The organism is Saccharibacillus endophyticus (genome assembly GCF_013185185.1).
Lineage (GTDB): Bacteria > Bacillota > Bacilli > Paenibacillales > Paenibacillaceae > Saccharibacillus > Saccharibacillus endophyticus.
Window position 1 is genome coordinate 815268 of the sequence record NZ_JAAZWE010000001.1, and the last position, 12812, is coordinate 828079.

A 12812-nucleotide genomic window follows, 5' to 3' on the forward strand; every position below is an offset into this window, starting at 1 on the left:
CTCAAAAAAAGGCTAGCCCAATTTCTGCCGGATTACCCCGCTTATAACGCTTACTTGACGAAGACCCCGCTTTTTTTGCTAAAATAGAACGATAAAATGAAAGCGCATGATCTGGAAGGGGCATTCTTATGAACCTGCAATGTATTCCCGATCTCCTGCATTACGGGAATAACGAAGACGAAATCCGGGCCGAATTCGATCGTCGCTGCGGACACTTTTCCATGATTCAGAATCATTACCATGCGAGCTATGAGCTGTATTATTTGTTTAGCGGCGAGCGGAATTACTTCGTCAAAGACAGCTCTTACCGCATTCGCGCAGGGGACCTGATCCTGATCGATTCCAACGCCGTGCATAAGAGTACCGACTCCGGCATTCCCGACCATGAACGGATCGTGCTCTACTTCTCGCCGGGCTATTTCGATCGCTTTCCCGCGGATGAGCGCGAATTGCTGCGAGCTCCTTTTACCGGCGGCCGTCCCTTGGTTTCGTTGAATCTGCAAGAACGATTGCGCGCTGAAGAATTATTGATCTCTCTATTAAATGAGCTGCATACGCGTCCTACCGGTTATCGCCTGCACGTTCAGCATATGGCCGGTGAACTGCTGCTTCTGGTCGCGCGGGCTTCGCGTAAACCCGAAGTATCCACCATGCCGGAGCCTACCCCCGTTCAGCGAAAAGTTTCGGAAATCGTGCGGCATATCAACGGACATTTCGCCGAACCGCTCGAATTGGATGAACTGTCGCGCCGATTCTTTATCAGCCGAAGCCATTTGAGCCGGACGTTCAAGGAAGTGACAGGCTTCGGTTTTGCCGAATACGTGAATATCACGCGCGTTCGCGAAGCCCAACGGTTGCTCCGGGAAACCAAAACTAGCGTGACCCGGATCTCGGAACAGGTCGGCTTCGAAAACTTCTCGCATTTCGGCAAAATGTTCAAACGATTATCCGGCGTCTCGCCGCGAGAATACCGGAACTTGGATCGCGCGAATCGGGAGAACGCGTGAAAAAGTTGGCTACAGGACGACCCGCAGCGTGATGATCTCGTACGGCTTAAAGATCTGCACGAATTCGTTTCCTTCAACTTCATTCTCCAGCGGTCGTTCCAGCAGATCGCAGAGCTGCCATGAACGAACGCCATAATCGCTGGCAAGCTTGGCTCCGACGCGGCGTCCCGTATATTCATGAAGCCGAACGATCAACGCGTCTCCTTGTTCCGAGCGCTTGATCGCATCGATCGCGATTCCGGCGGTGTCTACAGTGATCAACGAACGGTTAGCCCCGGCTTGATAGGCACCAAGTACGGCCCGCGGCGGATCGTTAAGCACCCAAGCCTCTTCCGCCGTATTTCCCGCGACCCAATCGCCGGAATGCGGAAGCAGCGAGTACGTAAACGCATGCTCCCCCTGATCGGCGCTCCAATCCGGATCGGTTGCCGATTTGATCAAGGTTAGGCGCATCGCGGAATCTTTGATATCGTAACCGTACTTGCAATCGTTCAGCAGGCTGACGCCGTAATCGCGCTCCGACAGGTCCGCCCATTGATGCCCGACCGTCTCGAATCGCGCATAATCCCAACTGGTGTTCCAATGCGTCGGTCTTTTTACGTTGCCGAACTGGATATCGTATGTGGCTTCGGTGGAACGGATCGATACAGGGAACGCGACCTTCAACAGTTGATGCTGTTCGTGCCAATCCACCGTCGTCTCAAAATCGATTCGGCGCTGCTTGGCGTACACTTTGATATGCTGCGTCACCGCGGAATCCATATAGCGCCAGCTCATCCGCAGGATGGCAACCAACGGGCCGCTCCGGATCCATTCGGTTGCGGTCAGTTCCGTCACTTCGCGCTTTTTCTCCAGATTCTCCAGATCGATATTCCAGGCATCGTACTCCAGCGGTTTGTCTTCGAACACTTGCAGGACATTGCCGCATTCGCCTTCTTTTAACACCTCGCGTTCCGCTTCCCGATCGAAAACCCGCTTCAACTGTCCGGCTTCGTTCCATTCCAAAATGTAAAAAGGCGTGGTCAAGCTTCCTTCTTCCCATAAGAACGGACTTTCATTTTCGGACGCATTCTTTTTCGGCGTCGGCGTCGAATGGATCACGGTACTGCCCATCGGGGTCAGCGAAGGAACTTCGACCAGCCATGCTCCGTCGGATAAAAATTGCGCATGCAGCGATCGGCCTTCCGAATCCGTCCAAGCCAGATGCTCAGCTGAAGCAGCGTGTTCTTTTTGCACATGCACCAGTCCGTCATACCGGAAAAACGCGCCGCTGAATACGGTATAACCGCTAGACTGCGACTCTTCTTCATGGTCGGGGGTCAAAGCTGCGGGTTTCAAGTCACGGGTTAGTTCCTGGGTCGCTTTTTCAACCAATTCTTTGCGGATATTCTCCGCTTGATCGTATTCGATCCGCGAATCTTCATACACTTCGCGAATCGCCGATCCCGGAATGATATCGTGGAACTGGTTGCGCAGCAGGATTTTCCAACCTTCCAGCAGACGATCCGCCGGATAGCCGTTCAAATCCCCTTTCTCCGCCGCCAAAAGCATATTCAGCCATTCGGCTTCGCGATACTTCAATTCCAGCTTGCGATTCATGCGTTTATTATGAGCCTGACTGGTATATGTCCCGCGATGCGTCTCCAGATACAACTCGCCGTCCCAGGTATGCACGTACTCTTCGGAGTTCGCAATCGTCCGATTAAGCCGCTCGAAGTATTCGTCCGCCCGTCCCGGTTTGACGCTTGGAATCCCAGGAACGGTATCGAGACGCCTGCGCATTTCCAGCATATCGCGATTGACTCCGCCTCCCCCGTCGCCGTAACCGTAAGCCAGCAAGAGTTCGGTATTGATATTTTTGTCCTGATACAGATCCCAGATCCCCTGCACGGAAAAAGCTTCGATCACTCCGTTATACGTAATGCCTTGCGACAAAGGCTTGGCTCTCGTCGTGATAAAATGAGTCAGCACCTCGCTGCCGTCGATCCCTCTCCAACGGAAAGTGTCGTGCGGCATTTTGTTGTAACGGTTCCAGCCCAGCTTGGTCGTCATAAAAGTCTCGATCCCTGATTTGCGTAAAATCTGCGGAAGCGCCCAACTGTACCCGAACACGTCCGGCAGCCATAAATGCTTGCATTCCACGCCGAATTCTTCGCGAAAAAATTGCGTGCCGTACAGAATCTGACGGACCAGCGATTCGCCGCTCGTCAGATTGCAATCCGCTTCCAGCCACATGGCGCCGCCCGCTTCCCAGCGCCCTTCTTCGACTCTTTCCGCGATTTGGCCGTACAGCTCCGGGTAATCCTGCTTGATATAATCGTAGAGCTGAGGCTGTGTCTGCAAAAAGATGTATTCGGGAAATTGACGCATCAGACGCAGGACGGTCGAGAAAGAACGCGCCGCTTTTTCCCGGGTATGCGTCAGACGCCAAAGCCAAGCCACGTCGATATGGGTGTGCCCGACGGCAGTAACCTGAACGGGATGAGGTTCGCTCCGAATGTGCGCCAGTCGATGTTGCAAATCCGCATCCGCAGTTTGAACGCTATCGTAAAAGCGGTCGCCGCCCGGCTTGGACCAATCCAGAAGGCGGAAAGCTTTATCGAGTGCGGATAACAATTCCTGCTTCAACGCGTTATTTTCTTGCAGCTCCCGATAGACGCCCAGCACGGCACGCGCCGTATAATACAGATTATCCGTCGGCTCGTCCAGCCAAGTCAGCCGTGCCGAGTTCAGTACATGTTCTTGCAAAGTCGGAAGACCGCCGCCTTCAAGCCCCGACCAGAGACGAAAAGCAACATCCAATTCGCACCCTGCTGTATCCGCTTCCAAAAAAACTTCCGCATGATTGGAGTCTACGCCTTGATACGGATGCCCGTCGATGAATAACAGAGATTCGAATCCGCTGTTGTAAAAGTCTCCCGTACGACCGAAATCAAATAGACCGACAATCCGACTTCCTGCCCATTCTGTTGGAATTCCGACTTTTCGCCGCAACCAAATGTAGCGGTCCCGGCCTGCCCAACGATCTCCGATGCCGTATGTGCGGCCTGCTTGGAATGAGCTTGGCGGGTAAGCGCCGTTGACTCCTTCTTCGTCTTCAAGACCTAACCATTCATCTAACATAATCGACCCTCTATAACGGTACGGTTCCAATTCAGTGATGCGTTTCGTTAGCTTTTCGTCCGTGGCAAACATGTTTTCCACCCTTTCATAACACGTGTTATAGGCTGAGAAAATAGACGGTTTCCAAAAAGGAATACCGTCAGGCATATCTGTGCATCTTGGCTAATCAAGCACTCTCGCCCGGCTTCAGGATAGCCGGAAGCCATAGCTTGGAGGGCTTTTCGGCTTCGCCCCGTATCTGCAAAAGCACGCTCCGTACCGCCGCCTCGCCCATTTCCGCATAAGGAATCTCCACGCAGCTTAAAGTCGGCATGCTCAGCAGATCGCCTTGAATCGTATTATCCGCAGCCATGATGCACAGATCGGTGCCGATCGACAATCCGAATCGATAAGCGCTCCGATACAAATCCGGTGCCGCGCTGGACCAATTGAGCAGCACCGGCGGCGAATCTTGTTTCGATTCGGCCCGCTGTCGGCACCAATCCTGCCAATCGACCCGCCCCGCCTGCTGCAACTGACGAGAAATCTTCGGCTCCAACTTATGTTCGCGGCACCATTCCTCGTACCCTTTCCGGCGCTGCTGTTCCGCCCAGTTGACTTTGCCTTCGTGCGACAAGCTGAATACTTCCGCATATTCGGGGACAAACTTTTTGTCGGAACACTTTTCCCATAAATAGTCCAATGCGGTTTCGATGCTTTTTCGATAATCGGCGTGCACGGAGCAAACCCCTGCGAATTCGGCGTAGCCTTCTACCGATACATAGGGAACGCCGTTTGCTTGAACACGCTGTGCCCATTTCTCGTCGGCATAGCTGGTATCGTCCAACGTGACGATTCCGTCGATTCTTCGTTGTTGATACAGCTCCAACAGCTCGGCTCGCGCTTCGCCTGCTTTGCCTCTTCCCGGCGAAGTGAGCAGCAGATGATACCCTTCCGCTCCGCTCGCCCGCTGCATCCCTTCCAACAGACGCATGAACAAAGGATGCGACGTATCGCCGAAAGCCGCCAACGTCATGCTGCGTCCGGTCTTCATTCCGCGTGCTCTGGCGTCTACATGATAATCCAGCTCGCGGATCGCAGCCAACACATTTTCCCGCGTCTGCTCGCTTACCCCGATTCCCGGCGTGCCGTTCAATACGGCGGACACGACGCTGCGCGACACGCCTGCGAGTTTGGCGACGTCCTGACTGGTCGCTCTTTTCGGACTTCCCGATTTATTATTCATTTCTACACCTCGCACTCAATATAACACGTGTTATATCTACTGTATAGAGGTTATTCCAACGCAAAACATCCATCTTTTCCGAAGATCGACGCGTTGACAAAGACTTCCATGCTCGTTATGATGAAAACGTTAACATTTATAGTCGGGAGCGAAAAGCATGATTACGATCAAAGACATCGCGCGAGCGGCAGGCGTCTCGCACACCACCGTCTCCCGGGCGTTGAACGGCAGTCCGCTGATCAAGCCCGTCACGCGGGAGCGAATCGCGAAGATTGCCTCGGACATGAACTACGTCCCCAACTACAGTGCCAAAAATCTGGTGACGCGCAAATCGAACACGATCGGATTATTCTTTTCCAGCATCGAGCAAGGAACGTCTTCGAGCTTTCTCGCCGATGCGCTCAAAGGAATCCGCCGCGAACTGGACGAGCATTATATGCTGACGATGAGCGGCATCGACGATCCGGGCAGTCTGGAAAGCATCAATCCCCGCCGCTACGACGGGATTCTGGTCATGAGCCAGAGCGAGTTGGATAATCGGTTTATCTACCATGTGCAGTCGGCTGATATTCCGCTGGTTGTCTTGAACCGCCAGCTGGATGATCCATCGATTGCGAATGTGGCGTCGGATGATCGGGTCGGCGGACGCGCGGCGGCGGATCATGCTTTCGAATGCGGACACCGCGCGATCGCGATCATTGAGGGAAAGTCGGGGTTCAAGTCTTCCTCCGAACGGCGCTTGGGTTATACGGATAGCCTGCTTTCGCACGGGATATCCCCGAACCCGGACTATTTCGTGCCCGGAGATTATAGTATCGAGAGCGGATATGCCGCCATGAACGCCTTGCTCGATCTGAATAACCGTCCGACTGCCGTCTTTTGCGGCAACGACGATATGGCGATCGGGGCGATGAATGCCTGCTTCGACCGCGGGGTGCATGTTCCTGGCGACGTCTCCTTGATCGGATTCGACGACATGATCTTCGCCCGGTATACGAACCCGCCTTTGACGACGATTCATAAATCCGTGTCCGAGATTGCCGCCGAAGGAACCAAACTCCTGCTTCAACGCATGGAACAGCCGCACGTCCGACCGATTCAGCGCCTGCTCGGCAGCAAGCTGGTGCAGCGCCGTTCCGTAGCGAAGTTCGCAGGCAGCAACGAGCATCGATTGGGTTCGGCAGCCGAATAGCTTTTGAGTTTTCGGCGCCGTAATCTTTTTCGCAGCAAAATGTTCACGTGTGCAAAAATTCGTTTCAAAGGAGCAAAAAGCATGGAAACTTTACCCGGATTATCTCGCGGCATCCTGCCCGAAATCGCCGAGCACCCCGAAAAGGTCATTCAATTCGGCGGCGGCAACTTTATGCGGGCGTTCGTCGATTGGCAGCTTCAGAAAATGAACGATCAAGGCTTATTCGGCGGAAGCGCCGTTCTGGTGCAGGCGAACTCGCCCCGAACGGACCCGAACTTCGCGAAGCAGGACCATTTGTTCACGGTGCTGCTCAGCGGAATCGAAAACGGCGAGGTCGTCGATCGCGCGGAGATCGTATCCAGCATCCGCCGCTCCGTCAATCCTTATCAGGATTACGCGGAATACCTGGCGCTCGCGGACAACGACCGGCTTTCGTTCATCGTCTCCAACACGACCGAAGCCGGCATCGTTTATCGTTCCGAAGAGCGGCCGGAAGAACGCGCGCCGTCCGGCTTTCCCGCCAAGCTGACCGCCCTGCTGCACCGCCGGTATATGCTCGGCAAGCCGGGCTTCACCGTCATTCCCTGCGAGCTGATCGACCGCAACGGCGAGAGGCTGCTGGAGATCGTCAACAAGCACGCCGACGATTGGAACCTGGGCAAGGCATTCACATCGTGGCTGAATACGCAAAATACGTTCTGCTGCAGCATGGTCGACCGGATCGTGCCGGGTTTCCCGCACGGCCGCGAGCAGGAACTGGCCGCGAGGTTCGGCTATGCCGACAAACTGGCCGTAACCGCCGAGCCGTACATGCTCTGGGTGATCGAAGGTCCGGAAAGCCTGCAAGACCAACTGCCGTTGGCCCGAGCCGGATTGAACGTGATTTTCACGCCCGACATGACGCCTTACCGCGAGCGTAAAGTCCATCTGCTGAACGGCCCGCATACGGCGATGGTGCCGCTCGGACTGCTGGCCGGACTGGAGACCGTCGAAGACGTGATGAAGGACGAAGACTTTTACGCCTTTATCCGCTTGCTGATCGAACAGGAATTGATCCCTATGCTGCCTCTTCCGCTCGACGAGCTGGAGCCTTACGCGCAATCCGTGTTGGAGCGCTTCCGCAATCCGTCGATCCGCCATGAGCTTCGTTCGATCTCCCTCAACAGCATATCCAAATTCAAAGCGCGACTGCTGCCGATTTTGCTTCGTTTCGCCCGGGAACGCGGCGAGCTTCCGCCGAGAATCACGTCGGCTTTCGCCGCTCTGCTCTACAGCTATCGCGGAGACAAAATACCGCCGCAGGACGAAGCTTCCGTGACGGCGATCTTCGATCGCGCTTGGTCCGATCCAAACCGCTTCGTTACCGATATTTTAAGCGAAACCTCGCTGTGGGGCGTCGATCTGAATAAGGTTCCGGAATTGGCGACGCGTCTGGAAAGCCATATTCGGGAGCTGGAATCTTCCGGCCCGCGCACCCTGCTGCATCAACTCGTATAGGAGGAATCAAGACATGCGGACTTTGATGAAAATGAATCCCCGCGACAATGTCGCCGTCGCTTTGCGCCCTTTGTCAGGCGGCGAGCATCTGGATGCGGAAGGGACGGAAGTATCCAGTCTGAGCGATGTCCCGCAAGGTCATAAGATCGCGACCGCTTCGATCCCGGCAGGCGGCGTCGTAATGAAATACGGAGCCCCGATCGGCTATGCCGCCGAAGACATTCCGGTCGGACAATGGATTCATACCCATAACATCAAGACTACGCTCGCGGGCGAAGAGGAATACCACTATGAACCGGAACTGCACCCCGTCTCTTATCCGAACCGGGGACTGACTTTTGAAGGTTATCGTCGCGGCAGCGGAAAAGTCGGCATTCGCAACGATCTGTTCCTTGTCCCGACCGTCGGCTGCGTAAACGGCGTCGCCGAACTGATGGTTGCCGAATTCAAAGCCGTTCATCCCGATCTCGGTCCTTTCGACAATGTGACGGTGCTGAAACATCCGTACGGCTGCTCCCAACTGGGCGATGATCACCGAATGACCCGCAGCATTCTGATGGACGCGGTCAACCATCCGAACGCAGGCGGCGTATTGGTATTCGGACTCGGCTGCGAAAACAATATCGTCGCCGAGTTCAAGCAGATGTTAGGCGACTTCGACGAATCCAGAGTCAAGTTTCTGGTTGCGCAGGAAGTCGGGGACGAAGTCGAAGCGGGACTGGAACTGCTTGAAGAGCTGCATCAAGCGGCTATTCGCGATAAACGCGAACCCGTGCCTTTGAGCGAGTTGAATGTCGGCTTGAAATGCGGCGGTTCCGACGGTTTCTCCGGCATCACCGCCAATCCGCTGCTCGGCGCTTTCTCGGACTTCCTGATCGGTCAAGGCGGCAGCACCATTTTAACCGAAGTTCCCGAGATGTTCGGCGCCGAAAAAATGCTGATGGCCCGTGCCGAAAACGAAGAAGTATTCGAAAATATCGTCTGGCTGATCAACGATTTCAAACAGTATTTCCTGTCGCACGGCGAGACGGTGTACGAGAATCCGTCGCCGGGCAATAAAGCGGGAGGCATTAGCACGCTGGAAGACAAGTCGCTGGGCTGTACGCAAAAAGCAGGCACTTCGGCCGTTGTGGACGTGCTGAAATACGGCGAGAAGCTGCGCAAAAAAGGATTAAGCCTGCTGCAAGCGCCCGGTAACGACCTGGTCGCTTCTTCCGCGCTCGCGGCCTCGGATTGCCAACTGGTGCTGTTTACGACAGGACGCGGAACGCCGTTCGGCAGCTTCGTGCCTACGGTTAAAATCGCGACCAACAACGAACTGTTCGCCAAAAAAGGACACTGGATGGATTTCAACGCGGGACCGCTATTGGAACAGCCGATGGAAGAAATTTTGGAGGCCTTTATCACTTATTTGATCGAAGTCGCCAGCGGACGCAAAACGCGGAACGAAGAAAATCAGGTGCGCGAACTGGCTATCTTTAAAACGGGGGTAACGCTATGAATACGAAAAAGACGAACGCAGGCCAAACGAAAGCTTCGGGCTTATCGGAAAACACGGCTGATACATCGGTTGGAAAAAGCGGCTTTTTGAACGATAACTTTCTCCTCTCCACCGAAACGGCGCGCAAGCTGTTCCACGAACATGCGCAAAAGATGCCGATTATCGACTATCACTGCCATCTCGATCCGAAAGAAATCCATGAAGACAAACCGTTCGCCAATCTGACGGAAGCTTGGCTGTACGGCGACCATTACAAATGGCGGCTGATGCGGGCGAACGGAATCGACGAAGAACGGATCACCGGCTCGGCTTCCGACTACGATCGCTTCACAGCCTGGGCGGAAACCGTGCCGAAAACGGTAGGTAATCCGCTGTACAGTTGGACCCATCTGGAACTGCGGCGATTTTTCGGGATCGACTCGCAGTTAAACGAACGCACCGCACCGGAGATTTGGGAACAGGCCAACGAAAAGCTTAAGCAATCGGAATTTACGCGCCGCGCGCTGATTGCAAACTCCAACGTGAAAATCGTCTGCACCACCGATGATCCTGCGGACGATTTGGAGTATCATCGGCTGTTGGCGGAGGAGGAGCAGCGCTTCACGGTGCTTCCGACCTTCCGTCCGGACAAAGCACTCAATATTGATGCGCCCGGATTTCAGGACTGGATTGTTCGTTTGGAAAAAGCGTCCGGACGAACGGCTTCCACTTTCGCGGAGCTGACGGACATTTTGGATGACCGCGTACGCTTTTTCCATGAACGCGGCGGACGACTGTCCGACCATGCGCTGGACACGTTGAAATACGAAGCGGCAGACGCGGACGAACTCGAACGGATCTACGCCAAACGCCTGAACGGCGAGGACTTAAGCGAAATCGAAGTGACCCGCTACCGGACCGAACTGCTGACCCGCCTGATCGGCATGTACGCGCGGCAAGGCTGGACGATGCAGCTGCATCTGCACGCGTACCGCAACAACAATACGCCGATGTTCCGCAAGCTCGGTCCGGATACCGGATATGACGCATTAAACGATCTGCCGTTGACCCAATCGCTGTCCCGACTGCTCGACCGCGCGGAGATCGAATCCGGTCTGCCGAAAACGATCCTGTATTCGCTTAATCCCGGCGATTATCCGGCACTGCTGGCGCTGATGGGCTGTTATCAAGGCGGAGGCATTGCCGGAAAAATGCAGTTGGGCTCCGGCTGGTGGTACAACGACACCCGAGACGGCATGCGCCGCCAATTGACGCTGCTGGCGGACAACGGCCTGCTGTCGCGATTCGTCGGCATGCTGACCGATTCGCGCAGCTTCCTGTCGTATACGCGGCACGAGTATTTCCGGCGCGTATTGTGCGAGTGGATCGGCGAACTGGCCGATCGCGGGGAAGCGCCGGACGATCCGGAGCTGCTGGGACGAATGACGGAGGATATCGCGTACGGGAATGCAGCTTCTTATTTCGGATTCGGCGGGAAATAAAAATAGGATAAGGTCCTGTTCGGGAGGGAAAGGCCTACGGGCGGCAGCGGGTTCATTTCGTTTCGGTCGCGTGTTGAAATCGAGAAAATAGATTGAAACTATAAATGGTTTTTCTCGATTTCAAAGGCGAACATTCCATTCCTTCACTGAAATGAACCCGCTGCCTGTTGGCCTTTCGTGAACAGAGCTTATCTATTTTTTACTTTTTAGGGTAGTTAGGATAGATAAATAATGAAGTATAACAAGCTGCGCTTGGGCGCGGCTTGTTTTATTTGGGAAAAGATTTTTTCAAGAATGGAGATCCAAGGTAACTGGTTTCGCTCACAATTTGCACTACGCTGTTTCCATTGCGTTGCCGATTTGTCAATGTAGAGTTGAATAAGACGGCAAGTGATAGACTTAGATTACATAAAAAGCAACCTAGAGCTGTTAGTTCGTCGATTTGAGGACGAATGAAATGTCTACATTGCTTAAAGATCAATCTGGCTGTAATTAGCAACAAAATGGCCTTTGTACGTTGCTTTCGAAGCACTGTAGCAAATCAGAGCAATTGTTTATCCATCATGGCCGATGAGTTGGATTACATAGAACTTACTCCTCCCTTAAACCCTACCCGTTTGATTCTTTGAAACTCCTGTCAGGAAACAAAGCGCTTAGCGGAGGGAGAAATTCAGTGTAGAAGCGTTAGCGTTCGCCTTTGCATTTGGGAAGCTTCCTATAAAAATTCCAATCCAGCTTCCCAAATGCAACACGCGATCGAAACGAATTTCTCCCGCAGCGCCCCCGCTTCTTTCACGAACAGGATTTTCCCCAGAATCAACAAATTCATATCCGAAAAACAGAATGCCGCCGCCGATACTCCCCCGGAGTCAGCATCGTCTCCCTTTTAAACAATCGGGAGAAATAATTGGCGTCCCGGAACCCGCACTGCTCGCCGATTTCCGTAAGCGGATCATCCGAGTGCGCCAGCAGCCGCTTGGCGCGTTCGATCTGCAAATGGTGCCGATAAGCCAGCGGGCTCATTCCGGTATATTGCTTCAAACAGCGGGATAGATAATCGAAATGATAATGCAGATCCTGCTCCATTTGCTCGGAATTGAACGGAAGCTCCAGCGTACGCTCTAAGTAAGCTGCGCATTCTTCTCCCAGTTGATCCGCACGAGAGCGCACTTGAGACACGGTAAGTTCTTTTTGCAGTTCAAGCAGAAGCTGGCCGAATAAGACATGCAGTTCGTAAGAACGTGCCCGCGTCGGCGTTTCGTACAGACGCAGCATCCGATCCAGCAAAGGCCGCAGCGACGCAAGATCGATTTTGCCGAATTTGGGAATGCGGACAACGCCGGGGCTTGGAACGGTTTCCTGACTGGATCTCGGCGGCAAAGGTTGGCCCGGTGCCGAGTCTTCATGCAGTTGCGGCTTAGGCTCACTCGGAGTCGCATGCCGAAAATGAATCCAATACACTTCCGTATCGACCTCGGTCGGACGGTAGCCGCTATGACGCAAGCCTTCCTCCAACACCAACATCTCTTCCTGCCCGATCTCGTACCGCTCTCCCTCCTCTTCCATATACAAAGCGCCCGATCCGCAGATAATCAGATCATACGCCCCGAACACTCGCTCGGCGTGCATCATGCCCTGCCGCCAAATGCCATGTCCGATTGCAGCAATTTGCGGAAAAGGCGGCATAACAAATTCCATCGTTCGCATAATCTCATTCTCCTTTTCGATCATCGGTTAAGCACTCTGCTCCATCCGGTCGAGCGGCATTTTCCGATCTTGCTCTTAC

The 12812-nt window shown here is 54.1% G+C and carries 8 protein-coding genes; 5 read left to right on the forward strand and 3 right to left on the reverse strand.

Going from position 1 to position 12812, the window contains the following annotated elements; translation table 11 throughout:
• Positions 1-128 precede the first annotated feature (128 nt).
• Positions 129-1007, forward strand: coding sequence for an AraC family transcriptional regulator (locus HRQ63_RS03730; RefSeq protein WP_172239271.1), 879 nt, complete (start codon positions 129-131; stop codon positions 1005-1007).
• Between the two features lie 9 nt (positions 1008-1016).
• Here HRQ63_RS03730 and HRQ63_RS03735 read toward each other — a convergent pair whose 3' ends face one another.
• Together HRQ63_RS03735 and HRQ63_RS03740 are read right to left on the reverse strand one after the other, a co-directional pair.
• Complete coding sequence (locus tag HRQ63_RS03735) at positions 1017-4202, reverse strand: alpha-mannosidase (protein ID WP_172239274.1); 3186 nt, start codon at positions 4200-4202, stop codon at positions 1017-1019.
• Between the two features lie 94 nt (positions 4203-4296).
• Complete coding sequence (locus HRQ63_RS03740) at positions 4297-5355, reverse strand: LacI family DNA-binding transcriptional regulator (RefSeq protein ID WP_172239277.1); 1059 nt, start codon at positions 5353-5355, stop codon at positions 4297-4299.
• Between the two features lie 157 nt (positions 5356-5512).
• On the opposite strand from HRQ63_RS03740, the gene HRQ63_RS03745 reads away from it, so the two are divergent.
• The 4 genes from HRQ63_RS03745 (at position 5513) to uxaC (ending at position 11026) form a co-directional block, all read left to right on the forward strand.
• Positions 5513-6547 carry a LacI family DNA-binding transcriptional regulator gene (locus HRQ63_RS03745; RefSeq protein WP_172239280.1) on the forward strand — a complete coding sequence of 345 codons (1035 nt, stop codon included), beginning with the start codon at positions 5513-5515 and terminating at the stop codon, positions 6545-6547.
• An 81-nt stretch (positions 6548-6628) separates the two neighbouring features.
• A complete protein-coding gene (locus HRQ63_RS03750; RefSeq protein WP_172239283.1) occupies positions 6629-8044 on the forward strand; it encodes a tagaturonate reductase in 1416 nt (471 codons plus the stop codon).
• Between the two features lie 13 nt (positions 8045-8057).
• Positions 8058-9545, forward strand: a complete 1488-nt coding sequence (locus HRQ63_RS03755) for a UxaA family hydrolase (RefSeq protein WP_172239286.1) — start codon at positions 8058-8060, stop codon at positions 9543-9545.
• Entirely contained in the window at positions 9542-11026 is a 1485-nt protein-coding gene (gene uxaC / locus HRQ63_RS03760; protein ID WP_172239289.1) for a glucuronate isomerase, read from the forward strand. The genes HRQ63_RS03755 and uxaC overlap by 4 nt, the downstream gene beginning before the upstream one ends.
• Positions 11027-11851: 825 nt before the next feature.
• Here uxaC and HRQ63_RS03765 read toward each other — a convergent pair.
• Positions 11852-12733 (reverse strand): helix-turn-helix transcriptional regulator, encoded by an 882-nt coding sequence (locus HRQ63_RS03765; protein WP_172239292.1) that lies wholly within the window; start codon positions 12731-12733, stop codon positions 11852-11854.
• Positions 12734-12812: the final 79 nt, after the last annotated feature.